The organism is Halopiger thermotolerans (assembly GCF_054654555.1).
The window spans coordinates 1,583,662-1,609,917 of record NZ_BAAIEU010000004.1; the positions used below are offsets into that span (position 1 = coordinate 1,583,662).

32 protein-coding genes and 1 pseudogene are annotated in these 26,256 nt (G+C 63.2%); 7 read left to right on the top strand and 26 right to left on the bottom strand.

The features are described 5' to 3' along the window. Positions 1-45: 45 nt before the first annotated feature. From bioD to bioB, 4 genes are all read right to left on the bottom strand, one after another. On the bottom strand, positions 46-774 hold the full coding sequence (gene bioD / locus ACYQ26_RS15625; protein WP_459809818.1) for a dethiobiotin synthase: 729 nt from the start codon (positions 772-774) through the stop codon (positions 46-48). Positions 775-787: 13 nt separating this feature from the next. Further along, positions 788-2,002 (bottom strand): aminotransferase class I/II-fold pyridoxal phosphate-dependent enzyme, encoded by a 1,215-nt coding sequence (locus ACYQ26_RS15630; RefSeq protein ID WP_459809819.1) that lies wholly within the window; start codon positions 2,000-2,002, stop codon positions 788-790. Between the two features lie 92 nt (positions 2,003-2,094). Beyond that, positions 2,095-3,207 (bottom strand): (S)-8-amino-7-oxononanoate synthase BioU, encoded by a 1,113-nt coding sequence (gene bioU / locus ACYQ26_RS15635; protein ID WP_459809820.1) that lies wholly within the window; start codon positions 3,205-3,207, stop codon positions 2,095-2,097. Positions 3,208-3,235: 28 nt separating this feature from the next. After that, complete coding sequence (gene bioB / locus ACYQ26_RS15640) at positions 3,236-4,348, bottom strand: biotin synthase BioB (protein WP_459809821.1); 1,113 nt, start codon at positions 4,346-4,348, stop codon at positions 3,236-3,238. Positions 4,349-4,613: 265 nt separating this feature from the next. On the opposite strand from bioB, the gene ACYQ26_RS15645 reads away from it, so the two are divergent. Beyond that, positions 4,614-5,372 (top strand): hypothetical protein, encoded by a 759-nt coding sequence (locus ACYQ26_RS15645; protein WP_459809822.1) that lies wholly within the window; start codon positions 4,614-4,616, stop codon positions 5,370-5,372. A gap of 109 nt (positions 5,373-5,481) precedes the next feature. Here the strand turns inward: ACYQ26_RS15645 and ACYQ26_RS15650 are convergent, their stop codons facing one another. The 3 genes from ACYQ26_RS15650 to sucC all read right to left on the bottom strand — a co-directional run bounded on the left by ACYQ26_RS15650 (position 5,482) and on the right by sucC (position 7,838). Beyond that, the gene (locus ACYQ26_RS15650) at positions 5,482-5,634 is read right to left on the bottom strand and encodes a hypothetical protein (protein ID WP_459809823.1); all 153 of its coding nucleotides are present in this window, start codon (positions 5,632-5,634) and stop codon (positions 5,482-5,484) included. A 183-nt stretch (positions 5,635-5,817) separates the two neighbouring features. Then, positions 5,818-6,690 carry a succinate--CoA ligase subunit alpha gene (sucD, locus tag ACYQ26_RS15655; RefSeq protein ID WP_459809824.1) on the bottom strand — a complete coding sequence of 291 codons (873 nt, stop codon included), beginning with the start codon at positions 6,688-6,690 and terminating at the stop codon, positions 5,818-5,820. Continuing rightward, positions 6,687-7,838, bottom strand: a complete 1,152-nt coding sequence (sucC, locus tag ACYQ26_RS15660) for an ADP-forming succinate--CoA ligase subunit beta (protein WP_459809825.1) — start codon at positions 7,836-7,838, stop codon at positions 6,687-6,689. Before sucC ends, sucD begins: the two co-directional genes overlap by 4 nt. A 398-nt stretch (positions 7,839-8,236) precedes the next feature. Between sucC and ACYQ26_RS15665 the strand changes: the two genes are divergently transcribed. Next, positions 8,237-9,109, top strand: coding sequence for a UbiA family prenyltransferase (locus tag ACYQ26_RS15665; RefSeq protein ID WP_459809826.1), 873 nt, complete (start codon positions 8,237-8,239; stop codon positions 9,107-9,109). Between the two features lie 63 nt (positions 9,110-9,172). Here the strand turns inward: ACYQ26_RS15665 and ACYQ26_RS15670 are convergent, their stop codons facing one another. Beyond that, a complete protein-coding gene (locus ACYQ26_RS15670) occupies positions 9,173-9,400 on the bottom strand; it encodes a DUF5795 family protein (RefSeq protein WP_459809827.1) in 228 nt (75 codons plus the stop codon). 171 nt (positions 9,401-9,571) lie between these two features. Here ACYQ26_RS15670 and ACYQ26_RS15675 point away from each other — a divergent pair, with 171 nt between their 5' ends. Beyond that, a complete protein-coding gene (locus ACYQ26_RS15675; protein WP_459809828.1) occupies positions 9,572-9,832 on the top strand; it encodes a hypothetical protein in 261 nt (86 codons plus the stop codon). 164 nt (positions 9,833-9,996) lie between these two features. Here ACYQ26_RS15675 and ACYQ26_RS15680 read toward each other — a convergent pair whose 3' ends face one another. After that, complete coding sequence (locus ACYQ26_RS15680; protein WP_459808613.1) at positions 9,997-11,169, bottom strand: ISH3 family transposase; 1,173 nt, start codon at positions 11,167-11,169, stop codon at positions 9,997-9,999. Between the two features lie 288 nt (positions 11,170-11,457). Here ACYQ26_RS15680 and ACYQ26_RS15685 point away from each other — a divergent pair, with 288 nt between their 5' ends. Further along, the gene (locus ACYQ26_RS15685; RefSeq protein WP_459809829.1) at positions 11,458-11,913 is read left to right on the top strand and encodes a hypothetical protein; all 456 of its coding nucleotides are present in this window, start codon (positions 11,458-11,460) and stop codon (positions 11,911-11,913) included. 203 nt (positions 11,914-12,116) lie between these two features. Here ACYQ26_RS15685 and ACYQ26_RS15690 read toward each other — a convergent pair whose 3' ends face one another. The 5 genes from ACYQ26_RS15690 to ACYQ26_RS15710 form a co-directional block, all read right to left on the bottom strand. Next, positions 12,117-12,368 carry a hypothetical protein gene (locus ACYQ26_RS15690; protein ID WP_459809830.1) on the bottom strand — a complete coding sequence of 84 codons (252 nt, stop codon included), beginning with the start codon at positions 12,366-12,368 and terminating at the stop codon, positions 12,117-12,119. Positions 12,369-12,723: 355 nt separating this feature from the next. Then, on the bottom strand, positions 12,724-12,897 hold the full coding sequence (locus ACYQ26_RS15695; protein ID WP_459809831.1) for a hypothetical protein: 174 nt from the start codon (positions 12,895-12,897) through the stop codon (positions 12,724-12,726). After that, the gene (locus ACYQ26_RS15700; RefSeq protein ID WP_459809832.1) at positions 12,898-13,773 is read right to left on the bottom strand and encodes a hypothetical protein; all 876 of its coding nucleotides are present in this window, start codon (positions 13,771-13,773) and stop codon (positions 12,898-12,900) included. It abuts the gene before it with no gap. Between the two features lie 303 nt (positions 13,774-14,076). Continuing rightward, positions 14,077-14,262 carry a hypothetical protein gene (locus ACYQ26_RS15705; protein WP_459809833.1) on the bottom strand — a complete coding sequence of 62 codons (186 nt, stop codon included), beginning with the start codon at positions 14,260-14,262 and terminating at the stop codon, positions 14,077-14,079. A 13-nt stretch (positions 14,263-14,275) separates the two neighbouring features. Further along, on the bottom strand, positions 14,276-14,641 hold the full coding sequence (locus ACYQ26_RS15710) for a hypothetical protein (protein WP_459809834.1): 366 nt from the start codon (positions 14,639-14,641) through the stop codon (positions 14,276-14,278). A 95-nt stretch (positions 14,642-14,736) separates the two neighbouring features. Between ACYQ26_RS15710 and ACYQ26_RS15715 the strand changes: the two genes are divergently transcribed. Further along, the gene (locus tag ACYQ26_RS15715; protein WP_459809835.1) at positions 14,737-14,982 is read left to right on the top strand and encodes a hypothetical protein; all 246 of its coding nucleotides are present in this window, start codon (positions 14,737-14,739) and stop codon (positions 14,980-14,982) included. A gap of 24 nt (positions 14,983-15,006) precedes the next feature. On the opposite strand, the pseudogene ACYQ26_RS15720 reads toward ACYQ26_RS15715, so the two are convergent. The 6 genes and pseudogenes from ACYQ26_RS15720 to ACYQ26_RS15745 form a co-directional block, all read right to left on the bottom strand. Then, positions 15,007-15,348, bottom strand: a pseudogene (locus ACYQ26_RS15720) (endonuclease III domain-containing protein); the annotation flags it as partial. A 151-nt stretch (positions 15,349-15,499) separates the two neighbouring features. Next, positions 15,500-15,685 (bottom strand): hypothetical protein, encoded by a 186-nt coding sequence (locus tag ACYQ26_RS15725; protein ID WP_013878407.1) that lies wholly within the window; start codon positions 15,683-15,685, stop codon positions 15,500-15,502. An 83-nt stretch (positions 15,686-15,768) separates the two neighbouring features. Then, positions 15,769-16,188: a DUF371 domain-containing protein gene (locus tag ACYQ26_RS15730; protein ID WP_459809836.1), complete on the bottom strand. Its 420-nt coding sequence runs from the start codon at positions 16,186-16,188 to the stop codon at positions 15,769-15,771. A 99-nt stretch (positions 16,189-16,287) separates the two neighbouring features. Beyond that, entirely contained in the window at positions 16,288-17,631 is a 1,344-nt protein-coding gene (locus ACYQ26_RS15735) for an alkaline phosphatase family protein (RefSeq protein ID WP_459809837.1), read from the bottom strand. 175 nt (positions 17,632-17,806) lie between these two features. Continuing rightward, entirely contained in the window at positions 17,807-17,929 is a 123-nt protein-coding gene (locus tag ACYQ26_RS15740) for a hypothetical protein (protein ID WP_459809838.1), read from the bottom strand. A 340-nt stretch (positions 17,930-18,269) separates the two neighbouring features. Then, positions 18,270-18,803: an inorganic diphosphatase gene (locus ACYQ26_RS15745; RefSeq protein WP_459809839.1), complete on the bottom strand. Its 534-nt coding sequence runs from the start codon at positions 18,801-18,803 to the stop codon at positions 18,270-18,272. A 200-nt stretch (positions 18,804-19,003) separates the two neighbouring features. Between ACYQ26_RS15745 and ACYQ26_RS15750 the strand changes: the two genes are divergently transcribed. Beyond that, complete coding sequence (locus ACYQ26_RS15750; RefSeq protein WP_459809840.1) at positions 19,004-19,369, top strand: PadR family transcriptional regulator; 366 nt, start codon at positions 19,004-19,006, stop codon at positions 19,367-19,369. A 93-nt stretch (positions 19,370-19,462) separates the two neighbouring features. On the opposite strand, the gene ACYQ26_RS15755 is transcribed toward ACYQ26_RS15750, so the two are convergent. From ACYQ26_RS15755 to ACYQ26_RS15765, 3 genes are all read right to left on the bottom strand, one after another. Beyond that, the gene (locus tag ACYQ26_RS15755; RefSeq protein ID WP_459809841.1) at positions 19,463-20,140 is read right to left on the bottom strand and encodes a DUF7108 family protein; all 678 of its coding nucleotides are present in this window, start codon (positions 20,138-20,140) and stop codon (positions 19,463-19,465) included. Between the two features lie 77 nt (positions 20,141-20,217). Beyond that, positions 20,218-21,096 (bottom strand): selenium cofactor biosynthesis protein YqeC, encoded by an 879-nt coding sequence (gene yqeC / locus ACYQ26_RS15760; RefSeq protein WP_459809842.1) that lies wholly within the window; start codon positions 21,094-21,096, stop codon positions 20,218-20,220. Between the two features lie 47 nt (positions 21,097-21,143). Beyond that, positions 21,144-21,446 (bottom strand): amphi-Trp domain-containing protein, encoded by a 303-nt coding sequence (locus tag ACYQ26_RS15765; protein ID WP_459809843.1) that lies wholly within the window; start codon positions 21,444-21,446, stop codon positions 21,144-21,146. Between the two features lie 120 nt (positions 21,447-21,566). On the opposite strand from ACYQ26_RS15765, the gene ACYQ26_RS15770 reads away from it, so the two are divergent. After that, a complete protein-coding gene (locus ACYQ26_RS15770; protein WP_459810755.1) occupies positions 21,567-21,872 on the top strand; it encodes an ArsR/SmtB family transcription factor in 306 nt (101 codons plus the stop codon). Between the two features lie 152 nt (positions 21,873-22,024). Here ACYQ26_RS15770 and ACYQ26_RS15775 read toward each other — a convergent pair whose 3' ends face one another. From ACYQ26_RS15775 to ACYQ26_RS15785, 3 genes are read right to left on the bottom strand one after another with little or no spacing between them, the layout of a single operon-like run. Then, positions 22,025-23,290, bottom strand: coding sequence for a cupredoxin domain-containing protein (locus tag ACYQ26_RS15775; RefSeq protein ID WP_459809844.1), 1,266 nt, complete (start codon positions 23,288-23,290; stop codon positions 22,025-22,027). A gap of 24 nt (positions 23,291-23,314) precedes the next feature. Further along, the gene (locus ACYQ26_RS15780; protein WP_459809845.1) at positions 23,315-25,024 is read right to left on the bottom strand and encodes a pyrroloquinoline quinone-dependent dehydrogenase; all 1,710 of its coding nucleotides are present in this window, start codon (positions 25,022-25,024) and stop codon (positions 23,315-23,317) included. A 5-nt stretch (positions 25,025-25,029) separates the two neighbouring features. After that, positions 25,030-25,959 carry a hypothetical protein gene (locus tag ACYQ26_RS15785; RefSeq protein ID WP_459809846.1) on the bottom strand — a complete coding sequence of 310 codons (930 nt, stop codon included), beginning with the start codon at positions 25,957-25,959 and terminating at the stop codon, positions 25,030-25,032. Between the last annotated feature and the right edge of the window lie 297 nt (positions 25,960-26,256).

Here is a 26,256-nt window from a genome sequence, read left to right on the forward strand (position 1 = left end):
TTTCGAATAGAGGGTCAATACCCGGGGTCCGCGCTCCCGTCCGTTTTACGAATTCCCCACCGCGAGCCGCTCGAGCGGCTCGAGCAACGCCGTCGAGAGCGCGTTGGCGACGCCCTCGGCCAGCGCCGTCGGTCCGCCCTCGAGCGGCGGGACCGTCTCGACGCGCACGCCGGTCAGCCGCTCGAGTTCGGCGGGGTTCGTCCGCTCAGCGAGCGACGCCCCCTCGTACTCGTTACAGACGATTCCGGCGACCGGAACGCCGCGGCGCTCGAGGGCCTCGACGGTGAGCGCGGTGTGGTTGAGCGTCCCCAGTCCGGACCGCGCGACGACGACCGCCGTCGCCTCGAGGTCGGCGACGAGGTCGATCACCTCGCGGTCGTCGGCGAGCGGAACCCGGAGACCGCCGATCCCTTCGACGACGGGGAGCGGCGTTCGCTCGCATTCGCGGCGACAGGCGGCCAGGATCGACTCGTAGGAGAGTTCCTCGTCGGCCACTTCGGCGGCGACCCGCGGCGCGAGCGCGGGCTCGAGGTATCGGAGGCAGGTCGCGGCGTCGGGGTCATCACACGCGTCGGCGACGAAGCCGGCGTCGTCGTCGGGCGGGTGGCCGGTCTGGGCCGGTTTGATCGCTCGCGCGTCGATTCCCGAATCGCGAAACTGACGCGTGAGGGCCGCGGTGACGACGGTCTTGCCGACGCCGGTGTCGGTGCCGACGACGGCGATCGGTTCGATCGCGTCGGTCGATTCATCCGTCTCGGTTCGCTCGTCACTCATAGGGTCAGCGCGCTCAGAGCAGTCCTAACTCGGTACCGACCGTCCGGAACGCCTCGAGGCAGGTGACGATGTCGTCCCTGTCGTGGGTCGCGATCGGGGTCACGCGGATCCGGCTCGTCCCCTCGGGGACCGTCGGCGGCCGGATCGCCGGCGCGATGATATCGCGCTCACGCAGTCCCTCGGCGAGCGCGAGCGCGTCCTCGCGGTCGCCGACGATCACGGGGAGGATCTGCGAGTCGCCGGGGACGTCGAACCCCATCGTCTCGAGGCCGTCCCGGAGGTGGGCGACGTTCTCCCAGAGCCGTTCGCGGGCGTCGCCGTGACGGGACAGGTGCAGCGCCTCGCTGGCCGCCGCGGCGGCCGGCGGCGTCAGGCCCGTCGAGTAGACGAACGACCGCGCCTCGTTGACCAGACACTCGATCAGGTCGTCGCTGCCGGCGACGTAGCCGCCCTGACTGGCCAGCGCCTTCGAGAGGGTGCCCATCTGGACGTGAATGCGGTCCGCGAGTCCCTCCGCCTGCACGACGCCGCCGCCGTCGACGTACAGCCCCGTCGCGTGGGCCTCGTCGACCATGACCCATGCGCCGAACTCCTCGGCGAGATCGCAGATCGCCGCGAGGGGGGCCACGGTGCCGTCCATGCTGAAGACGGTGTCCGTGACGACGAGCCAGCGCTCGTCGGCCGCGTCGTCCTGCTCGGCGCGCGCCTCGAGTTTCGACCGCAGGTCCGCGACGTCGCGGTGGTCGTAGACGACCGTCTCGGCACCCGAGAGCCGGCAGCCGTCGATGAGGCTCGCGTGATTGAGTTCGTCGGAGAAGATGACGTCCGGCCCGAGTGCCGCGATCGTCCCGACGTTGGCCGCGTACCCCGAGGAGAAGGTCAGCGCCCGGTCGCAGCCCTTGGTTTCCGCGAGCAGCCGCTCCAAGTCGCGGTGGACCATCGTGTCGCCGGTGACGAGTCGGCTGGCGCCGGCACCCGTGCCGACGGTCGCGGCGGCCTGTCGGGCCGCGTCCTGAACCCGCTGGTCGGCGGTCAGCCCCAGGTAGTTGTTCGACGCGAACACCAGCGCCTCGTCGGTCTCGAGGACCGGTAGGTCGGCGCCGGAGGGTTCGGCGAAGTAACCCCGCTCGGCGACCCGATCGACGGGCGAGAGGGTGCGCTTCAGGTCGTCGTCCTCGAGGGTCGTGAGTCGATCCTCGAGGTCGAACCCGCGGTCGCGGTCTTCCATTCGCGTGAACGGAGTCATTGCCGTAGTATCACTCTCACGGTTCTCGTCCGGCGGTCAGGAGCGCACAGTTCCGAGCAGCGGCGGGGCCAGGGTCAGAAGCCGGGCATCAACTCCGCCGGGCCGAAGACGCCGTACTCGCCCGCACGGTTCCGCCGGACGCCCGCTTTCAGGTAGCCCAGCGCGGGCCCGTTGACGTTCGCTTCCATACTCGTCTCGTCGCCCAGTTGGAAGGTGTTCGTCGCGCGCTCGCCGTCGAACGTCGTCCCCGTCACCGAGACGGTGGTCGTCGTCGGCTTCTCGTCGCTGCGGACGTCCAAAATGCCGCCGACGGTGACGTCCGCGGCGTCGCAGATCCCCGCCCGCTCGAGCAGCACGTCGTCGGCGTGCTCCATGTCCTCGAACTCGATGACCCCGTCGTGCTCGTCGATGATGGCCTCGATCTCCTCGTCGGAGAGGTCGCGGGCCGTCTCGATGTCGTACTCGGGGAGGTGCGCGATGTCCTCGCGGACGGTGCCGCGGTTGTCCTCGTAGCCCGACTTGAGACCGACGCCCCACCAGATGTCGACTTCTTCGACCTCGACGAACGACTGGGCCGCCAGCGCGGCCGCGCCCGTGAGGAAGCCGGGGGTCGCGCCCGCGCCGCAGATGAAGGTGATGCCGGCCTCCTCGAAGGCGTCGCTGCGCTCGTCGAGCATCTCGATCACGCGCGAGCGTTTGAGCACGTCGATCAGGACGCCCGAGTAGCCGCCCTCGACGAACCGATCCGCGGTTCGGGGGATGAAGTCGTGCTCGTAGTTGGGCAACGCGAGCAGGACGGCGTCGATCCCGTCGCCCGCGTCGATGACGTCCTGAATGGGATCGTCGCTCGAGCGGGCCTGTGCGGAGGCGACGACGCCCCGTTGCTCGCCGCGCTGTTTGACGCCGCTCGAGTCGGCCGTCGTCCCGCCGTCGTCGGTAGCCGTGCTGCCCTCGCCAGTCGCCGCGCCGCCGTCGGCCGCAACGTCGTCGGTGTCGTTCGGTCCGCTGTCGATGTTCCCTTCCGTCGCGGCCAGCAGTTCGTCGACGTCTAACCCGTCGAAATCGACGGCGACGCCGTGTCGGTCGCAGGCCGCGACCGGCGTCACCCCGTCTTTGTGCTGGCTGACCTCGAGCGCTCGTCTGCCGATACCGCCGGTGCCGAGTACTGCAAACGTCGTTTCGTCCATGAGTCTGGTTGGATTTGCGTGAGTCGAATCAGTCGTCGCTCGGTTCCGCATCCGCGTTCGCGTCCGTCGCCGATTCGGCCGTCGACGCCTCGTCTTCATCGCGGCGCGCCTTGACCGCCGCCGGGTCGAACGCGTTGGTCTCCTGGTTGGGCTCGAGGCCTGCGCGCTCGATGATTTCCAAGTCGTCGGCGGGCGACTGGCCCTCGGTCGTGAGGTAGTCGCCCGTCAGCAGGCCGTCCGCGCCGGCCTCGAGCGGCAGGTGTTGCTCCTCGGGCTCGAGGTTGGCCTCGCGACCGCCGGTGAGACGAACCCGCGCCTCGGGGTGGAGTAGCCGGTAGACGGCGACCGTCTTGACGATCTCCTCGGTGGTGATGTCGACACCGCGCTCTGCCAGCGGCGTCCCGGGGACCGGGTTCAGCACGTTCACCGGCAGCGAGGAGACGCCGATATCCTGCAGGGCGATCGCCGCCTCCACGCGGTCGGTCGGCGTCTCGCCCATGCCGAGGATCACGCCGGCACAGAGGTCCATGCCGGCCTCTTTGGCGACCTCGAGGGTCTTCACCCGGTCCTCGAAACTGTGCGTGTCGACGATCTCAGGGAAGTACCGCGGCGAGGTCTCGATGTTGTGATTGTAGTGCTCGATCCCCTCGTCCGCGAGGATTTCGGCCTCCTCCTCGGTGAGAATGCCCAGCGAGGCGTCGACCTCGAGGTCGCACTCCTCGCGGACGAGCCGGATCGCCTCGAGGACGTCCTGCCATTCGTCGGGACGGTGCTCCTTCGAAACGCCCTTCTCCGCGACGACGATGCCGAACCGCTGGGCACCGTCGCGTTCGGCTCGCTTCGCGGCCTCGAGGATCTTCTCCGGGCCGAGGAAGCCGTAGGTGTCGATGCCGGTGTCGAAGTGGACCGACTGCGCGCAGAAGCCGCAGTCCTCGGCGCAGTTGCCCGCCTTCGCGTTGACGATCGAGCAGGCGTCGACGGTGCCGTCGCCGAACTCGTCGCGGACGACCGCGCCGGCCTCGGCCAGCGGGCCGACCGGCTGGGCGATCAGCGCCAGTCCGTCGGTGCGATCGAGCCGCTCGCCGGCCAGCACCCGCTCGAGCGCATCGTCGACCGTGTCGTTTCCCGTCTCGTAAACCACACTCGCTAGAGCGATTGACGAAGATATAATAGTTGGGGACGGTCGCTGTGCGCTGACCGTTCGAACGGGTGGATCGTACGGCCGACGCTCGGACATTTGCTGACAGACGAATTTCTCCGCTGATTAGTGGCTGTTCGTAAACTCGACCCGGAAGTTCGGACTGAAAACGGCCGTCACGCTAATATGGTACTCCCCTAACGGATCGTGACTGAAAAAATTGCCAAACTTAATGACGTGTGATTATGTAGCTCTACAGAGCGAGCCTATGAGCGACAGTACGATCGACGATAAATCGGGCGACGGCGGGTTCGACGCGGGGGCGAGCGCCGACGATCTGTTCGGGGCGATCGCGGACGACGAACCCGAGACGGCGGGGGTCGATCGGGACGGGGACGCCGGCGCCGACGACGATCGCGGCGACGACGGGATCGAAGACCGGACCGCGGCGAACGTCTTCGGACAACTGAAAGACGACGTCGACGGCAACGAAAACGCCGACGACGTCCTCGAGGGCGCGACCCCCGAGGAGATCATCGCGAGCGCGGACGAGCCGGTCGAACCGGAGTGGGAACTCGACGACGACCTGCGAGCCGACGACGAGGAACTCGAGGACCTCCTCCTGTCCGGCCGGACGAAGGGCGAGGAGTTCCTCTGGGTCGATCCGGAGTCGGACGCCGACGAAGCGGACGATCAGACCGTCGACGCCGGCGCGGCCGACGATGGGACCGACGCGGAGACCGAGGAGGCGGCGGTGGATCCGACCGTCGGTTCCGACGCGGCCGGCGATGATGCGGAACCGGCGCTCGTCACCGCCGACGAGTCGGCGGTCGACGAGCCGTCAGTCGACGACGAGTCCGCCGACGAACCCGCGGCTGACGCGTCGGATGAACCGGTCGACGACGACGAGACGGCTGCCGAGGCCGAGGCTGACCCTGACGCCGACGAGCAATCTCATGACGCCGACCCGGCCGCCGAGGACGACGCGTCCGGGCTCCTCGGCTGGGTCCGGTCGAGGCTCTCCTGACGGTCCCCGAGCGGCGCCGCTCGATCGCCTTCGAATCGAGCGCCGGCGATCGGCGCGGGCGATTCCGGCGATTTCGGTGATCCGACTTTTCTCCCGCGTAGTCTCCCCGTTACGGCTCCGGATGCCACGCGAGCCCCGACCGAACGACCGTGTACGGCCGCCCACCACACTCCGGGCAGGTCGTGCCCGCGTCCGGATCGAACGGCCGCTCCGGGATCGTGTGAACGGCGCCGCAGACGTCGCACTCGAGGTGGACGGGCATGCGAGTCGGTAGGCCGCGATCCTGGATGGCGGTTCTGCCGGGGAATGACGGGCCGCGACGCGGACGGGAGCGTCGCTTCGCCGGTCCCGATACCGCGAACGGGACTCGAGGGTCATACCGGACCGAGAGTCGCCAAAAGAGAAGCGAACGAGAGCGGTGGGCGCGAACGCCGCGTCGCGCCGATCAGGCGAGGAACTCTTCGATGTGGTCGGCGACTTCTTCCGGCGTATCGCCGACGGGGACGCCCGCGTCGTTGAGCGCCGAGATCTTGCTCTCGGCGGTGCCGGTACCGGAACCGGAGACGATCGCGCCGGCGTGGCCCATGCGCTTGCCCGGCGGGGCGGTGCGGCCGGCGATGAAGCCGGCGACCGGGGTGTCGACGTGCTCGTCGATGTAGGCGGCGGCTTCTTCCTCGTCCTCGCCGCCGATCTCGCCACACATGACGATGGCTTCCGTTTCGGGGTCGTTCTCGAACAGCTCGAGGGCGTCGACGAAGTCGGTGCCGATGATCGGGTCGCCGCCGATGCCGATCGCGGTGCTCTGGCCGAGGCCGCGCTCGGTCAGGTTGTCGACGACCTGGTAGGTCAGGGTGCCCGAGCGGGAGACGAGCCCGACCTTCCCCTCGGAGAAGATGTTGCCGGGGAGGATGCCGAGCTTGGACTCGCCGGGCGTGATGAGACCCGGACAGTTCGGGCCGATCAGGCGCGTGTCGGTCTCGGAGAGGCGCTTGTTGACCCGAGCCATGTCCTGGGTCGGGATGCCCTCCGTGATGGCGACCGCCAGATCGAGGTCGGTGTCGAGCGCCTCGAAGATGGCGTCGCCCGCGAACGCCGGCGGGACGAAGATGACCGAGGTGTCGGCGTTCTCCTCCTCGACGGCCTCGTGGACCGTGTCGTAGACGGGGACGCCCTCGACCTCCTGGCCGCCCTTGCCGGGGACCGCGCCGGCGACCACGTTGGTGCCGTACTCCATCATCTGCTGGGCGTGGAACTTGCCTTCCCCGCCCGTGATGCCCTGTACCACGACGCGCGTGTCGTCGTCGACTAGAACGCTCATTGTTCGGTCACCTCGTCAGCGTATTCGACGGCACGCTGAACCGCGTCCTCGAGGGTCTGCTCGACCGTCACGAGGTCCTCGTTGAGAATCTCCATGCCTTCCTCCCAGTTGGTGCCGGCCAGGCGGACGACGACCGGCTTGGGAATTTCGTCGAACTGTTCGAGCGCCTCGTTGATCCCCCGGGCGACCTCGTCGCCGCGGGTGATCCCGCCGAAGATGTTGAAGACGACGCTGTCGACGTTGTCGTCCGAGAACACCATGTCAAGGGCGTTGGCGATGCGCTGGGCCTTCGCGCCGCCGCCGACGTCCAGGAAGTTGGCGGGCTCGCCGCCGTAGTGGTCGACGAGGTCCAGCGTCGTCATCACGAGCCCGGCGCCGTTGCCGATGATGCCGACGTTACCGGAGAGGCGAACGTAGTCGAAGTCGTACTCGTCGGCCTTCTGCTCGAGTTCGTCGCCCGAGGACGCCTCCTCCTCCATCTCGGCGAGTTCGGGCTGGCGGAACAGGGCGTCCTCGTCGATGTTCATCACGGCGTCGGCCGCGATGACCTCGTCGTCCGAGGTAACCATCAGCGGGTTGATCTCGGCGTCGGCGCCGTCCTTCTCGTCCCAGAGCTGGTAGAGCGTGGTGAGGACGCTCGAGACGTCGCGCGCGACCGACTGGTCGACGCCCGCGTCGTAGACGGCCTTCCGGGCCTGGTAGGGGTGCATGCCGAAGGAGGGGTCGATGTGTTCCCGGGCGATGGCGTCGGGGTCCTCCTCGGCGACTTCCTCGATGTTGACCCCGCCCTTGGTCGAGACCATGGCGACGGGCTTGCCCTCGCCGCGGTCCATCGTGATGCCGACGTAGAGCTCGTTGACGAAGTCGACCGCTTCCTCGACGAGGACCTGATCCACGTGGTAGCCCTTCAGATCCATCCCGAGGATGGACTCGGCCGCCTCGCGGGCCTCGTCCTCGTCCTCGGCGAGTTTGATACCGCCGGCCTTCCCGCGGCCGCCGACCTGTACCTGCGCTTTGACTGCGACTGGATACCCGATCTCCTCGGCCGCGGCGACGACGCCGTCGACGTCGGAGGCGAGTTGCGAGTCCGGCGTTGGGATGCCGGCGTCGGCGAAGACCTCCTTCGCCTGATACTCGTGTAATTTCATGGGCATTCGAACGGCCGTTCCGACCCCGCTTAAATCCTGCCAGTTTCCACTCGCGACGCGAATCCATCGACGAGCATGGACCTCCGGCGCTCGAGCGGCCATATAACGGGCCTTCGATCCGGCTATTTATTCCGTATCTAAACCGTGTGAGGGAGAAACTCGCCCAGTCGTCGAAGTTTCGAGGATCGATACCGCGATGCGAACCGAATTTATCGACTCTTTCCGGGGGCGGGCGGTTCGGGTTCGACCGACGAGTCCCGAGGTCATCGAGACGGACCCGACGGGCGTCACCGGTCCAACCGCAGCGTTTGACTCGCGCGAGCACGAACGGGAAAGCGAGCCGATACCACACCACGCATGCACGCCGCCATCCGATTCCCGCCGGAGGTCGACCCCCGGTGACGAACCCCACTCGCACGCGCCGCGTCCGGCGGTGGGCGTCGTCGCTCGAGGGCGCCCTCCGGTTTCTGGTTCATAGCAACCTCTTCATCTCGCTGGCGACCGTGGGAGTGGCGACGACGACGATTCTCCTCGCGGACCTGCCGGTCGAGCCGCTGCCGATCTTCATCGTCTTCGCGGCGACGCTGTTCGTCTACACGGTCAACCGGTTCCTCGACCTCGAGGAGGACGAGCGAAACGTGCCGCGACGAGCCGCGTTCGTCAAGCGCTACGGCCGCTTCTGGCTCGCGCTCGGCGGCGGCCTCTACCTCGCGGCGATCGCGGTCGCGGTCGCACTGGGGTTGCCGGGCGCTTGGTACATGCTCCTGCCGGTCGTGGTCGCCCTGCTGTACTCGGTGGCCGGGATCAAGCGCGTGTTCCTGGTGAAGAACCTGTTCGTGGGGCTCGCGTGGGGCGTGATCCCGCTCGGGGTCGGCTACTACTACGGGCAGCTCCTGTCGCTCGAGATCCCGTTCGTCGCCGGCTACATCACCGCCATGATCACGATCGCCGCCGTGATCTTCGACATCAAGGACATCGAGGGCGACCGCGAGGAGGGGATCGCGACGGTGCCGAACCGGCACGGGCCGGCGACGACCAGACGCGTCTGCCAAGCCGCAAACGTCGCGGTCGCCGCGGCGGTCGTCGCCGTCGTCGCGCTCGGTCCACTCTCGACGGAGTTCCTCGTCGTCCTCGCGATGAACGGCTACGTGGCCTGTTACATTCCGTTCGCGACCGAGGATCGCGGGCCGCTGTTCTACGGGTTCGTCGTCGACGGCGAGCACGTCTTTCTGGCCGCGCTCGTCGTCGCCCTCGAGTGGGCGGTCTGGTAACCCTCGCAGCGCGGCCGCTGGGGCGAGTTCAGACTCCGGTAGGGATGTCGGTCGAAAAGGCGCTCAGTCGCGATCGGTCTCGCTCCAGTCGCAGTCCTGGCACTTCCAGCCGGTCACGAGCTCCGTCACCGACGGCATGTACGTGACCTGCAGGACGTTGCCGCCGCAGTCCGGACACTCCCTGTCGGCCTCCTCGATCGAGTCGACCTCCATCACGGAGCCGCCCTCGACCAGTTCGGCGAGTTTCTCGGCCGTCACCATACGCCCCTGAACGACGCGATTCTCGCTCACACTCGAGGTAGCGAGCCGATCGCCCTAAGCGTTTCCGGAGCGACCCCCGACGGCGGTCGGCGGGACGACAGCGGCCGACGCCGGCGTCTCCCCCGAAACGCGGCGAGGTGCGGACGGCGACTTGGCGTTGCGGGCACAACCGTATAGGGTCCGAGCCGCGAACGGACGGGTATGGAGACGCGATGGGCTACCGTCGACGGTGTCCACCTGCAACTGCCCGACGACTGCACCGTCGAGGAGCTTCGAGACGGGCTGCACAAACCCGCCGATGCGGTACTGGTCGCGGTAACCGGCGATCTCGTGTCGGTCGTCCACACCGACGATCGGCCGCTCTCGGAGATGGTCGCCGGGTGTGCGGACACCTATTACTTCAGACGACCGGACGACGCCGACCGAAACGAAATTCGGTACTTCCCGAACGTCGCTTCGTGAACTGTGCTGAGTCATGGACGAACGGAGTGAATGCCGGTGTGGTAACTGAGTGAACAGGAAGTAGAATCCACGCATGAGGAGAAGTGAAGTAAGAAGGCTGAGATACGCTGTTCTAGGCGAATGCTGTTGCTCACCCGGAGCTTGCCCAAGGCCGCGGGCTGACCTCAGCCCGCGGCCGGCGCGTATGCTTCTGGCACACCTGTTCCGTTCATCTCGATCTCCCAACTCCGCTCTAGCTCTTTCTCTAATGCATGTCTGATCCAGTCAGAGAACGTCTTGAACGTGAATTCCTCGGGCAGGTCGCGCCCGCCCCGCTGGGGGCGGGCGACGACCGCCCATCGAAGCACAAGCCAGAGGTTCTCCAACAGGAATCCAACCAGGACGAACGCGAAGCGGATGATTGGGTCTTGTGTCGTCGTTACCACTCGTGCTTGGCGAAATACACGGTAGCTCGTTTCGATCGCTGACCGTTTCCGATAGAGTCGTTCGACTTGTTTCGGCGTGCGATCGGCCAGATCGCACGCCACATAGCCTCGCACGACCTCGCCACTTTTCCCGCGATCTCCGGCGTGATATGATACAGCGACCGCGAGCGGGAATTCCAGTTCCCGCTCGCGGCCTTTGTACATCCGATAGGTTGTCATGTACGAGCAGTGCGTATCCAGCTTCTTCCTCATGCGCTTGCCCTTCTTTTGGACGGGAACGACAGTCGCAGCAACCTCCCGTGAGCGGCGCAGAATACGTTCGTTGTAGAAGCCGCGATCAGCCAACAGAAGCTCTATCTCGAAGGGATAGGCCTCGACGCGGTCGAGGACGCGCTCGACCGCGTCGGCCTCTTTCTCATCACTACGGACGTACGTCATCGCCAACGTCACTGGCTTTCCGTTCGAGACGAGATACGCCGTGCAGTACCGGTGGCACGTCGTTGTTCCGTCTTTCGCGTGCATGCGACAGAGTTCACCTTCTTCATCGGCGTACGTTCCGTGGTAGGGGTTATCGACGAAGTCAATGGAGACGATCCTCGACCGATCAGGGTCGAGGATCGTCATCGCTAACTCTCTGAGAAGGCGGTTAGCAACCCGCTCAAGCCACTCCCGGTTGAGCGTATGTAGCCAGTCCATGACAGTATCGTCACAGACAGCGTTGTCGTTGTCCTTGCACGTCTCCCAGATGGACGTCTGATTGACTGCTGCAAGAATGACAACAGCCCAGATATCGCCGGGATCGAGGGGCGAGCCCTCGATCCCTGGCAAGGGGAGCTGGCAGATGACGTCTTCCGCTAAATCTTTCACGTCCGAATCCGAAAGAACACCGTCTGGCTGAGGGATACTGAACACATTCACTCAACCAGACATCTTCCTCATGAGACCAACGCTTTAGCTCCAGCTCTCACACCAGTCGGGAAGTACCGAATCTAAAGATTGAGCGAGATAGGAAATTTGCTCTCTGAAGGAAACCTCCTTCTCTCTGAAGAGAGGCAATCACACAGAGTTGACTGAACACTCTATTGAGGGTGAAGGAACCTACATTTAATGTCGGAGATAAGACTTAGCAGAAGTTGATACCTTGCTATTCTACTCGATTATAGCAGAACCCCACTAAGGTTGGAAACCGTCTCATTAGATATGTTCGAGGATATTCACATCTCGTCTAGCGAGGACAAGACGTTCTTGAGAATTATCTACGAAGAAGGTGAAGCAGGCACACACCAGCTCACCAACGAAACAGAATACAATAACAGTCAAGTCCACCGCCGCTTTCGCAAATTCGAAGAAGCGGGCGTCCTCACCACAGAAACTCGGAACCCAGAAGGCAAACACTGGAACCGAGAACGCTTCGCCACGTTAACCGACGAAGGAAGAACGGCTATCGGCCAAGGCGAACTCGGCAACATCTTCACACCCGACAACCGTGACCGTGACGACCTCGAAGAACGTGTTCAAGAACTCGAAGCACAAGTCGAACACCTCGGAGAAGTCTTGAAAGAAGCCGAAATTCGCATCAAAGCCCAAAGATGGGCAATCGAAGAATCTCCCATCGACCTCGATGTTGACGAGTATGTTGACAAACTCAAGAACTGACTACGCTGGCGTCACAGCAAAAATCGTCTGACATTTATAGCATCTGTGATAACAGTACCCCGATTTTTTGTCCCGTTTAACCTTTCTAACCTTAATTTTCTGCCCGCATTCCGAGCACTTCGGATGTTTCACCATATGAGAGCTTGAGCGCATACAGAGTTGAAATAAGCTGCTAGAAAATACGAGATGAGAAAGAGTGAAAACTATTCTTCGGGCGTCCCGTAATCGTTAATCACAGGAATGTCAATACCCTCAGACTCACTCTCCACATTAATCTCTTCATCACATTCAGGGCAAACGTCTTCACGATAATCATCGTGGAACCAACGGCCATCATCTTCGATGTTGCGCCGTTGAACTTCTTCACCACATTCAGGACACTCAACGATATCCCACGGATAGCCATCCTCGACCTCTTCACCCACCTTCTCTAACTTGAACTTCTTAACACTCATAATCACCACCGCTCTGCTTGAGCGAAGAATTCCATAATCGTGCGTGAGCGTGTTCCTCGCTGAGACCGTAGCCGACCTGCAGCTGCAGGACTTCTCTCTCTAATTCTAAACCAGTACGCCAGTTTCGGGAAGTATGCTTGTCAGCCATACAACACATACTTGTAATTCAACTCCTTTATACTTTATTGCGTTTCAAAACTCACCGAAACAAATAAGGCACAAGACAATTAATTAACAAACGGGCGATTCAGCCACTATCCGTTTCGGACAGTATGCTTGTCAGCACATTCTGAATCGCCCGTTTTCCTCGCTCTCCTACTCTAAATCAAGAAAAAAGCAAAACAAGAAGTGACACCTATACAGGATTCACTTCCACGGCCACGTACTCTCCCTCATCATACTTGGCCAAGACCTTCTCGCCCTTCTCCAAACCAGACTCGTCAACCCGAACAAGGTCAGCCGATTCTTGGCTTACGCCAAGACTCCAACCAAACTCAGCATACACAATTTGAACAATCTCAGCCTTCATTTATGCATCACCGCTGTTGTCAGCGAGGAAATCGTTGAATCGAAGAAGGCGTTGACGTACCTGACTGTTACCCTCAGACTCAATAGCATCAACAAGCTGATTAGACAACTCCTCCTTAGCCTGTTCTGCATCTTCTTCGTCAACGTACCAAATATCTTCCTCAGGAATTTCAAAATCGACCCGAAGATAGTCCTCAGCCGTCTTGTTCTTCTTGTACCTCCACTCTTTCTTGACAATCCGACTTGACCCTTCGTTCTTGGAGTGAAGATTGTTCTCAATATCATCTTGAACAGCCTTCTTCGTCCACTCTTTCGAAGAGTTTGCAATTGATGGAGTCAACTGTTGAAGAACCTGCTTCGCCTTGTCCCGAGCTGCATTCGGACTGTACTCGAACTCACGTTCGAAGACCGTCTTGACGAGACTCTTCGTCACAGCATCCTGACCCTGATTCTCTTTCTTCCACTTCAACACGCATACGCCCGCATCCACAACATCAACGCTGTTGCGTCCCTTACATACGCTCAAATCGTACTCAGATGGGTTCAGCGGCTCACCTTCTTCCACGATAGCCCGAATGTCTTTCAGCTCCTCACTATCCTCAGAAGACCCTGTGTGTGTGCCAGAGGTACTGGTTGGGGTGCTGTCCCCTTCGCAGAGAACCTGATGAATTTCATTAATTTTCCGTGTCTGTTCTGCAGACTCACCAAGGTATTCACGAAGTGCTTCTGCAACAATTTCACCCATATGACGGTTTGAACCGCCTCTTTCATAGGATGCATCAGATAACATCTCATACACATCTTGAGGAATGTGAGTATTCAGATTCGCTTTCTTATTCGATTCAACTTGGTCTTGGGAAGAGTTATTTTCTTCCATATTCTACACTAATGAAACAATACCCCTAAAGTGTTACTACTATTATATTATTATACAACAATAATTTTCTATAGCTAGTAGTATAGTAGCTACTCTGACAACCAAATAACAACAAACTAAACAATAGGTAAAAGTAGAACCGCCGTTTTAGAGCCTCTTCTTCAGATATAGATTTTAGCCAACCAGAATCTCAACTATCCCGACACTACCCCAACCCGTTTCTCTGGCACACACACAAACTGATTGAGTTCTGTGAGAGATATAAAACGAGAATATAGTTCTGCCGAAGGTCGTAGACCTTCTTCACTCAATATCGTCAGAATCGAGGAATTCGTCGCCTTCTGAAAGTTGTTCGTAGATTTCTTCGACTTCTTCGTCAGTCACATCACATTCAGAATCGTCAGATTCGCCGTGTTCTTCACGCATCTGTTGAAGAAATTCTTCGGAGTCAACTATCACAGGGTCGCAAATGGAGATATCGTCACACATCTTCAATCACCGCTTAGTATTGAGCGTCGTAGTCAGGGAGATGTTCTGCTAAGAATTCTTCTTGAACTGTTTCCATCATATGTGTTGCTTGGCCTTCGTCGTAGTTTGTGTAGATACGTTTGATTTCGTCGTAGTGAGCGTCAGCGTTGATTCCTTCTTGAGTTAGGAGGTCTCGATAGTATTGGTATCGTTCTTCATCTCCACTACTGACTTGTCCTTCATCGTCACATACGATTAAGAACGCACACAAGGATTCGAATTCTTGGAGTGCTGTTTTGAGGTGTCCTTTGCAGAGGTTGTAGTTTTCTAGACTGTCGTGTTTGCACTGGAGGTCTTGCATCACCTCCCAAATGCAACGGTCAGAAGTTTCTTCCTTCATGTTATTTGATAGGATAGTGTTCACCAAAGGAGCTGCGCTTCCTTCAAATTCAGAGATGCGAAGCATCTCTAATGGTTGGAATTGTAAGTGTTAGTATGAGTGCTGACCGTACTTCTGCTTCTTCTGATAGAGGTGAGTTTGCTGAGTGTCCTGATTGTGAGTTTGATGAGTTACGGGAAGATTGGAATGGGTGTCCGATGTGCTTGAATGAGGTAGACGAGTCTGTTTTCGAGGGGGATGATGGAGCGAATGCAGTTGGAGCGATTATATTGGTGATATTGGTTGTAGGTGGAATGTGGGTGTTCTCGAAACTACAGGAAGCAGGATTCTTTGTTGTGTGAACAGCGTTTGTACGAGTCTGTTTATTTCTGGTTGTAGAGGCCGGCCGAACTGATGGTCTCGGCGAGCGTCGACTGCTCGGCGGCCGCGAGCGACGCCGCGAGGTCGACGTCCGGTCCATCGTACCGGTCGATCAGCGCGTCGTGGGCGGGCTGGCTCGCCTTGTCGCTCGTGTTCTGGCTCAGGATCGTCCGAACGAGGCAGGTGAAGGCGTCCTGGCCGCCGTACGTCTTCTGCCAGTACAGTTCGCCGAGCCGATCGACGACCTCCTCCGCGCGGGTGTCGGCGGTCGCCGGATCGAACTCGGCGGGGATGCCGCCGCCCGCGGTGCCGCCGCTGATGTTGACGGCGGGTTCCTCGTCGGGCATACGCGCACGTACGGGCCGGAAATACGTGTGACTACCGGATTCGTAGAGGGATCTGCCGACGAACGGGGCCGTCCTCCCGAGGACGGAACGCGGAGAGCGCGGAGAACGGATAGTGAGTCGATTCGAGAGAATACGACGAGCGTCGACGAGATTATCGTCGCTGTCGGGACGGGTCGGCGACCTTGCAGGCGAACTTCTCGCCGCACTTCGAGCAGGTGCCCGATCGATCGTACCCGTCGTTCAGGGTGCCCACCTCCGTTTTCGTTCGCTGTACCTTTCGATTGATATCGACGAACGTCTTCTCGGAGCAGTGAGGGCAGACGACCCGTTGTGACATACTCTCCGATTGAGGACATCCCCCATTTATTGTTTCGGCCATTGGACAATCCGATGAGACGACTCGTCGCCGAAACCGCCAGACTACTCGACGGTGATGGTCACCGTCGCCTCGGCGCCGTCGGCCAGCGCGTCGACCAGTTCGCGGTCGAACCCCTCGGCGGCGAACTCGGCCCCGTTCATGATCGTCCGGTCGTCGACGTACTCGCTCGTGCGGCCGACCGCGCTGCGCTCGTTGGTGAACTCGAGGTCGGGGTCGCCCCGTCCGGTCACCGAGTCGCGGTGGCCGTCGGCTTCGATCTCGAACGTGATCGTGGCCTCGCGGTCTTGGCAGGCCGCGACGAAGTCAGGATCGAAGTCCGCGGGGGCGCGGTCGGCCTCGATCGCGAGAATGCAGTCGCCCGCGGGGGTGAGATAGTCGTCGGTCGTTACCTCGAACGTACTTGCGTGCTCGGCGGAGACGTTCTCGTGCCCGCGAGCGTGGATGACTTCCTCGAGCGGCATGGTCGATGGTCGCGTTCGAGGACGAAACCGCTGCGGGCGGAAAACGGGATCGAAACGGAACCGAACCGAAATCGGAGTACGCGCGAGACGGACGGCGGACTACAGCAGGCTCGCGCCGTCGAACTCGCCGCGGCTGTACTCGACGTCCATTAGATCGAGGATCGTCGGCGTGATGTCGAACAGGTCGGCGTCGCCGATGGTCGCGTCGGGGTCGTCGATGTACAGCGACGTGTTGTCGAAGCTGTGCATCCCGTTGCGCGGGCCGGTGTCGAAGACCTCGGCGTCGCCCTTGAAGCCGGACTTCAGGTCGAAGCCCTTGTTCGGGATCGCGACCAGGTCCGGCGCGATGTCGTCGTGGTCGCCGCGGAAGGCCGCCTCCTTCTCGACGACGCGGTCGACGACCGCGTTCCCGTCGGGGCCCTCGAGTTCCAGCAGTTCGGATTTGAGCTGGTCGCGGACCTCGTCGTAGTCGTCCTCGGAGACGGAGCCACGCGGTTCGCGGCCCTCGAGGTTGATGTAGAAGCGACCGGGGATGAACGAGTAGGCCTTGGTATCGTCGGAGATGTCGCCCAGTTCCTCGGGGTCGTCGGTCTTGAAGGAGAGCCAGCCGTTGTCGCGGAGCCACTCGTTGAAGTGGACCTCGTAGTCGAGGCTGGTGAAGCCGTGGTCGGAGGCGACGATCATCGTAACGTCCTCGGGCAGCGACTCGCGGAGGCGGCCGATGTAGTCGTCGACCTTCTGGTAGAACTCGAGGAACTCGTCCTTGTACTCGCCGTCGCGCTCGTAGTCCTTGAACAGGAAGTGGTTGACCCGGTCGGTCGTCATGAAGACGCCGAAGAACAGGTCCCAGTCGTCCTCCTCGATGTAGTGGCGGAACGCCTCGAAGCGCGCGTCGACGGTCGCGTGGGCGTCCTCGATGAACTCCGATTTGTCCTCCTGGTGGCCCAGTTTCGGATTGACGTCGATCCGGTAGTCGAGTCCCTCGAGGTACTCGCGGACGTCGTCGGGGTGGGCGGCCTTCTCGAGGCCGGGCGAGAGGAAGCCCGAGACCATCCGCTGGACGTTGCGCTCGGGCGGGAACGTGACGGGGACGTTCATCACGGTGGCCTGGCGGCCCTCCTCCTGAACGCGGTCCCAGACGCGGTCGGCCTGGACGTCCCGACCCATCGGGACGTAGGTGTCGTAGGTGCCGACCTCGCGGTCCTGGAAGCCGTAGACGCCCGTCTCGCCGGGATTGACGCCGGTCGTCAGGGACGGCCAGCAGGCGCTGGACTCGGGCGGGACGATGCTCGAGATTTCGCCTGCCGTCCCCTCGTCGGCGATCGCTGCGAAGTTAGGGAACAGCTCCTCGTTCTCTGCCAAGAGACTGTACGGCACACCGTCGACTCCGATAAACGCGACGCGGGGAGCGTCGTCGCCCCGCAGTCGATCGAACAGACCCATGGGGGGTGGTAGTTCGAGCGTACACAAGAAGGTTCGTTTCGAGACACTCTTTTGAGGAAGTATGCTACCGAATGACGTGATTTCGGGGTGCGGCTCGGCGCCCGCGACGTTAGGGGGTCGACCCGTGTCGCGAATCGTCGCGGCGACCGGCGGCTCGAGCGAGGAGGGCTCGCGATCAGTCGTCGCGATCGTCGTCCGCGGGCGGCTCGAAGTTGGCGGGGACGACCGTCAGGTGGTCGAGGCCGACGCCGTCGGACGGTTCGGACGCGTCGTGAGCGGGGGGAGTGGATGCTGCCATGACAGTCGCACGTACGCCTCGTTCACCAATAAAATTACCCATGCTCATAACGAATCCGCCCCCGCCGGCGGGATAACCGGCGGGCATCCGATCAGGCGGGTGATCGGTTTCATAGCGGACATGCGAGTGGGGGGTCGGTGTACGCATTCGGTGCGAGACTCCGAAGGAGCACCCGAGACGGCGGACTCACCGTCGTGCTACGGACGGCGGGTCGGCGAGACGACGATCGCGACCGCTCCGGCCGACCGGGTCGGCGCGCTGGCGGCGCTGGCCGGCGACGGGGTCGAAACGAACGACGACGAACGACCGAAAATAGGCGTTCAGGAGGCGATCCGAACGGTTACTGGAAGTTCTCCTCGTAGAGCTCCTGGGCGTGCTCGATCGCGTCGTAGGCGGCCTGCTTGTCCTCCCAGCCCAGCGTCTCGACTTCCTTGCCCTCTTCGAGGTTCTTGTAGGTCGCGAAGAACTCGTCGATCTCGTCGAGTTGCTGCTGGGGGATGTCCTCGAGGTCCTCGATGTGGTCGTATCGGGGGTCCTCGCTGGGGACGGCGATGACCTTGTCGTCCTGCTCGCCGTCGTCGTCCATCTTCATCAGGGCGACGGGGCGGGCCTCGATGACGCAGCCGGGGAACGTCTGGTCCTCGACGAGGACGAGCACGTCGAAGGGGTCCTCGTCGTCGTAGTACGACTGCGGGATGAAGCCGTAGTCGGAGGGGTAGTGGACGTTGCTGTGGAGCACGCGATCGAGGACGACCCCGGGGACGTCCTTGTCGTACTCGTACTTGTTTCGCTCGCCCTTGAGACACTCGACGACGGCGTAGATCTCTTCCGGCGGATTCGGTCCAGTCTCGAGGTCTTCCCAGAGGTTGACCATGTACGTGAGAGTCCACGGTCGATCAAAAAGTACTTTCGTAATCGATTCTACCTTACATTTGACGGCCACCAGACAGCCGAAAGACACGTATTGGACGACGGTAAAGTCCGATACGACACCGTCGTGGTATCGACGATTAGCAGGTCGATACCACCGAATGGTCGGAAAGTCTTAAATAGTCTGGTGACATTTGCACAGGTATGTCAGAGGCACAATCAATCACCGGCGAACAGGGCATCGCACGCGAACTCACCGCCTTCCAAACGAACATCCTCGTCATCCTCGCCAAGGAGCCGATGTACGGCCTGGCGATCAAGCGGGAGCTCGAGGAGTACTACGGAACCGAGGTCAACCACGGGCGTCTCTACCCGAACCTCGACGAACTCGTCGAGCTCGGACTGGTCGAGAAGAGCGAGCTCGACAAGCGAACGAACCAGTACTCGCTGACCGACGACGGCTACGAGGCCGTCCTCGACGGCGTCCGCTGGACGCTCTCGAAGGTCGTCACGGACGAGGACCGCGCGGCGGAAATCCGCGAGATCGTCGACGAGAGTCTCGAGAACTAACGACCCACGGTTGACGACCGAGACGACTCCATCGACGAATCGCGAGCGAACTTCGATCTCGACCTCGACCTCGACCTCGGTTTCGGTCTCGGCCTACGAGTCGAACTCGGGCATCGACTCGCCGGCCGCTTCGTAGACGAGCGCGATCGATTCGTCGATCGCGTCCCGCTGTTCTTCCGACGGCCACGCGTTTCGCACGTAGTAGTCGGTCCGAAACTCCCGGAGCTCCGATCCGGTCAGCGACTCGATGGGCTTCGCGTAGTGGTTGCCGACGAAATCGGCCAGTATCGCGGCGTTGTCGCCGTGGACGTCGCCGTGTTCCGCCCGAACTTGCGCGACGAGCTCGCGGTTGTGCTCGTCGACGGCGTCCCAGTCGTCCGGATCGCCCGTCCCCTCAAGCGGAATCTCGACGGCTCTCGAGAGATCGTCGATCCGGTCGGTTCTGATGACGCCCGCCACGTCGTCGCGCCACTCCTCGGGGTGGAGCACGAGCGTCGCGTCGTCGTCCTCGCGGATGCGGGAGGTGAAGTCGTGGTCGGCGAGCAGGTCGTCGCGCCGCTCGGCGTACGCGTCCGCCTCGTTCTCGTCGACGGCCGCTCGCTCGAGGTGGGCGAGGCGCTCGGCTTCGTCGACGACGTCGTCGGGGAGTTCTTCGGACTCCGTCTCGGCGCCGATGCCCGTGTCGGTTTTCGTCTCCGTCTCGGCGCCGATGCCCGTGTCGGTTTTCGTCTCCGTCTCGTCCGCGGATTCGTTCGAGTCGCTCGTCGGCATAGGTAGTACGCCGACCTTGGCGATAGCGCCCTATCACGGCGTCGCCTCGGGCCGGGCGGCCCCGTCTCCGGCGTCCCTCAGACGCGGTTGACGACGACCCCGTCGGCCATCCGCGCGAGAACGACGTACGGAACGGCCGCTCGTCGACCGTTCACGTCCAGTTCGAGCGCGCCACGAGAGGAGGCGTCAGCGTCGGCGCCGGCGTCGCGGTCTTCCCCTCGCTCGAGGCCCCCGATGCGGTCGTAGAACGAAGTCGCGATATCGCGAGCGACCGCCTCGTCGGCGTCGTCGTCGACCTTGTTGACCAGCGGAACGACGGTCGCACCGTCGGGGACTCCCTTCAGTCCCCCTCGCTCGTCGGCGAGGACGGCGCCGACGTGGTCGGGTTCGACGACGTCGCCGACCTCGAGGTCGAGTCCCGCGTCGCGGGCGACGGCCGCGACCCGCTCCGGTCGGTGGACCGCCTCCTCGGTGAGCGGTTCGCCGACGACGTGGGCGCTGGCGATCGGGACGACGACGTCCGTCGCCGATGGGAGTTGCGGCTCTCGGTCGTTCGGCGCCTTGAACTCCCGCGTGCGGGCACCGTCGGCCTTGATCAGGACCGGGCCGTCGTGGGCGTCAATGATCCGATCGATCGCGTCGGTATCGTAGCCGAGATAGCGGGTCTCGCCCTCGCGTTCGGGGACGAGCCCGAGGGGGAAGTCCGTCCCGTCGGCCGTCCGGAGCGCCTCGAGCGGCGACTCGGTCACGGCGACGCGACTGACCGACGAATCGAAGATCGGAATGCGGACCGACGCGGTGACGACGGCCCGCTCGAGTTGCTCGGCGAGGGTATACAGCGTGGTCTTCTTGCCGCCGGCGCCGACGACGGCGACCGCGGCGGTCGGATCGGGACGGATCCGGTCGTGTGACTCGTCGTCCGCGACCGCGACGCAGAGAGCTTCGGCTGGCGTCATTACGGCGCCGTTACCCGGCGAGGACCGTGAGCCCATCGACTCCCGAACTATCGAACCGAGAGATCCGAGCCGCCGCTGGCCTCGCTGAACTCGAGTTCCAGCTCGAGTTCGCGCTCGCGCTGGCCCGAAAACTCGATCTCGACCTCGATCGGATCGCGATACTCGAAGGGAATCTCCCAGTCGTCGCCCGTGACCGTCACCGTCGTGTCGGCCTCGAGCTGGTCGGCGAGGTCCCGCAGGAGCGTGGCGGTCTCCGCCCGCGAGAGGTACACCTCCCGCTCGAAGAAGCCGTCGGTGATCGTGCGCCGGTCGCGGTCCCGGTCCTCGGGGATGTTGACTCGATCCGACATGGTATCTAGTATCACGGTTGGCGGTATAAACCTGCACCAACGTACAGGATATCGTGTACGTACGCGGCCCATACCGCCGAAATCCTTCTTGGGACGGCCGGCGAAGGGGCCGGCATGTCGATCACCCTCATCGAGGCGCTGGGCAACGGCACGCGTCTCGAGATCCTCCGGGAACTCTCCCGAGAGCCGAAGTATGTCACCGAACTCGCCGAAGCGACGGGAATGGACGGAAAGACGGCGGTCCACCACCTCTCGACGCTTGAGGAGGCCGGCCTGGTCGACCACTATATGCGGGGCAACCGGAAGTACTACGAGCTAACCGCGGCCGTCGAGTTGCAGATCGCGCCGCCGCCCGAGCGTACCTTCGTTCTGCAAGCCGACGACGTGGAGTCAGAGTCGGGAACGGGGTCGTCGACGCGCCGCTGATCGGATTTCGGTCCGCGTCCGCCTTTCTCCCGACCGACCGGTCTCGACGGACTCGAGCGTCGCCGCGGCTCGTCGGCAGCCGCGAGCGCGTCGAAAAAAAAAAAGCGGGCGGTCGAACGGACGATGCGCCGAGGGAGTCGGCCCGAGTCGGGTTACTGGACGTTGAGTTCGCCCACCGCGTCGGTCTGGGCCTGGTCCAGGTAGATGCCCATCTCCTCCCGAGCGACGAACTCGACGGTCTGCGTCGCGCCCTGCTCGGCGGTGAAGTCCGACCGGACGTACGTGGTCCACTGGTTGGTTTCACCGCCGCTGGCGAGCACCAGGTTGTGTCCGGGCAGCGGTTCGAAGTGCCGGTTTTCGCCTTCCGGCACCCCGCGACCGATCGTGTTCTCCCACTCGATCGCGTAGGTTTCGCCCGCCTGAAGGTCGAGCGTCGGGTTCGCCTGGTCGGCGATGGCGTCGGGCGACTGGCCGACCCATTGGCCCCCCTCGAGCCGCATCGAGAAGGTCTGGCTCGGTTCGCCGGGTTCGACCTCGGGAAGCGTGACGGTGATCTGCTTATCCTCGCCGTCGATCTGGACCGTCTCCGTCACCCGCTCGTAGCCGTAGGTCCAGACCTCGAGCTCGTACTCGCCGCTCTCGAGGAGGTCGAAGCGGGCGATCGAGGGCGCTTGCGCCTGTTGGCCCTCGACGTCGCCGTTTCCGTCGGTGGCGTTGCCATCGGTGGCGTTGCCGGCGGTGGCGTTGGCGATGCTCGCGTTCCCATCGGTGGCGTTCCCCGGCTCTTGGCCCTGGCTCTGCCCCTCCTGCGCGAACGGGTCCGGCCGGGCGGCGAGGTTCGAGAACGCGTGCATGCCGTCGAGGTAGACCTCGGCGCCGAGCGGGTCGCCGTTCCCGTCTTGGACGTGGACGACGAGTTCGTTGGTGTCCTCGGGGTCGATCAGTTCGATCGGGCCGCGCATCTGGGCCGGGTGCGGCATGCAGAAGTACTCGCTCATCTCCTCGGTGGCGGTGAACTGCAGGGTGGTGAACTCGCCCTGCTCGGTCACCGTCTCCGTGGCCTCGAGTACCTCGATGTCGTCGCCGACGGCGCTGCCGGAGGTGATGTTGAAGTTGTGGGTCGAGCCGTCTCCGTTGACCCAGACGACCTCGTGCGTTTCGCCTTCGACCAGTCGCAGTGGCGGATTGGATTTGCCGTCGATTTCGTGCGGTGCGACGCCGAGCCAGCCGCCGACGATGCCGGTCAGCGTGAACGTCCTGACCGCCTCGTCGTTCTGGGCGACGGGCATCGCGAAGTCGAACGCGTCGCGATAGGCGCCCGCCTCGCCGCTGATCGCGGCGATGCTCGTGAGCGCCGCCGTCCCCTTCAGCACGCCGCGACGGGAAACGTCGTCGGGTGAGTCGTGTTCGTTTGACATGGTTTGATCGGTGTTGTGGTTGGTTCAGGCCTCCATCGAGAACACGGCGAGCGTGTCGCCGCGAGTTCCCTGTCGGAGCCAGCCGCTGCCGCCGACCTGCACGGCGACGTACTGTTTCTCCTCGCCGGGATCGTACCAGCTCATGGGCGAGGCGCTGATCGGCACGTCGAACTCGTACTCCCAGAGGCGGTCGCCGTTTTCGGCGTCGTAGGCGACGAGATTGCCGTTCTGGGTGCCGTTGAAGACGAGCCCCGTCGCGGTCGACAGGGAGCCGCCCCACATGTAGAACTCGTCCTCGCTCTTGATCCAGTCGCGCCAGACGCGCTCGCCGGTCGTCGGATCGACCGCGGCGAAGGCGGTGATGTTCTCGTTCCACTCGTCGGGGAACTCGGTGGCCGGATCGTTCAGCCCGCCGCCCCAGTAGGGGTTGCCCTCGCTGTACTCCTCGTAGCGCCAGTACAGGTCCTGCGGGTAGTTCTGGTGGACGACGTACACGTAGCCGGTCTGGGGGTTGTACGACGGCGGCTGCCAGTCGTTGCCGCCCGGCGCGCCGGGCACGAACGGGGTCATCTCGTCCGCGCTGATGTGTGGAATCATCTTCCACATGTTGATGTGCTGGCAGATCTCCTGGCTGCGCTCGTGCATCTGACCGGACTCGGCGTCCAGCATGTGCACCCAGCCGACCTTGTCAGAGGCGACGACCATCTCCGACGGCCCGTCCTCGACGTCCACGTCGCGAAGCAGCACACGCGGCGCGACCGCGTCGTAGTCCCAGACGTCGTGGGGACTGCTCTGGAAGCCCCACTGGAACTCGCCGCTCTCCATGTCCAGCGCGACCGTCCCGCAGGTGGGGAAGTTCGGTCCCGGCCGGACGGTGCCGTCGAAGTCCGGCCCGGGGTTCGCGACCGCCGTGTAGAGGACGCCTCGCTCCTCGTCGATCGTCGGCGTCATCCAGGTCGTCCCGCAGCCGTGCTCGCGGCTCGCGCCGACCCACTCGTCCTCGAGGAGCGTCTCGGTCTGCCACTGGATCTCGCCGCTTTCGGCGTCGATAGCGGCCTCGAACCCGACCACGCCGTACTCACCGCCGGCGCTGCCGGTGTAGATCGTCCCGTCGTGGATCACCGGGGCCCACGTCGCCGAGTAGCCCTCCCGGTGGTCCGCGGTGGAGGTGTACCAGACCTCCTCACCGGTGTACCGGTCTAACGCGACGACGCCCGAGTCGAGCGTCGTCATGTACACCTTGTCGCCCCAGACCGCGGCGCCGCGGTTGTTGTCGTCACAGCAGAGTTCGACGCCGATCGGCGGCGCGTAGGTGTAGCTCCAGAGGACCTCCCCTGCGCGGGGATCGATCGCCTTGATGTGGTTCGGCCCGTTGGTCTGGTACATGACCGGCGGGTCGCCCGGCACGACGATCGGCGTCCCCTCCATGCTCGAGCCGGTCCCGACCGACATCTCGTACTCGAGGTCGAGTTCGGAGACGTTGTCGGGCGTGATGACGTCGGCGGTCGTGGCGCGGTGTTGCTCGTAGTTACCGCCGTACATCAACCACGCCTCGGGGTCCTCGCCCGAGTTGCTCAGCATCTCCTGGCCGACGTCGACCTCCGGGATGCGGTCGGTGTCGTGCTGTTGCGTTACCGATTCCTCCGGCCCGCCGACCAGCGTATAGCCGTCTTCGATCTCCTTCAGTTCGATGTCTCGTGCGGCCTGAACGGCCCTGTCGTTGCGGAGTGCCATGTGTATCACCTCGTCTCGTCTCGCAGTTCGCTCGGTGCGCGCATCTCGTCCGTGATGTAGAAGACGTCGTGGAGCACGTCTTCCTGCTCGACGATCTGGATCGCGGCGCCGGCCGTGAACGCGGCGACCAGCCCCTCGTCCGTGAACTCGTCCTCGTCGCTATCCGTCGCGAGGTCCTCGACGGCCGTCGCCGTGACGTAGAGACCGCCCAGCATCCCCTTGACGTGGCGGACGGCGTCGTCGAGGATCTCGTCCGTGACCAGCGGCTCGTACTGCCAGAGGTGGCGATCGAGCCCGTCGATCCAGAGCAGGGCACCGCCCATCGCACGCCGGTGCAGCGGCGGGACGTTCGACGTATCGTACTCGACGCCCTCGGGGATCTGGTTCGAAGGGACCCACCGCGAGAGCCGTTCGTCGTTGTTCGCTACCGCCGTCAGCAGCGCGATCTTCTCGTCCTCGTCGAACCCGGCCTCGCCGAGCGCCGCGCCGAGCGGCTCGGTTCGGACCAGTTCGCGCGTCGTCGCGGTAATATACTCCGGCTCGAACCGCAGCGCATGCTCCTCTACGCTCTCGAAGAAGCCGACCTCGAGCAGGTGGTCGTAGAGTCGCCACCCCGGCTCCGCTACTTCGGAGTAGGGACCGTCCGCCCCGTCCGGAATTCCGGCGTCGCGGACCGCCGGCAGTCGGTCGATCGCCGCGACGAGGCGCTCCCGTTCGCGCGCGATCAGGTCGGGGTCGAGTTTGCCGTCCAGCGCCGTCCGGATCGCCTCGCCGTGCGAGGCGATCGTCGGTTCCGCAGTCGGTTCGACCGCGCCGGCGAGTCGGCCCCAGGTCAACTCCCCGTCTCCGTCGCCAGTTGCGTCGACGCCGAGCGTCTCGGCGAGATCGCGTCGATCCGCCGTCGTCGCGTTCGGCGCCGTGGTTATCTGTGCCATGGTGAAACCACACACGCCACCACACCGCAGTGATGAATAATCGTTATCAAAGCCTTCCAATACGATAATCGAAGTCTAAATTAGTGTTCAACGGGCGTAAACGAACCTCGACGCCATCGGATTTTCGCTCGCTTCGTAGTGAACGCTCCCGAACGGGGCAGTAGATGTCACCTATACTACGGTTGGCCGGTCCTACCGCCGCCGTACGTTTCCGTCGTCCGAACATACCTCGCGCGACGACCGTCCGCTCGGCCGTAAATACGCTTATGGGTCGACGCGTGGACGGTCACGGCGACC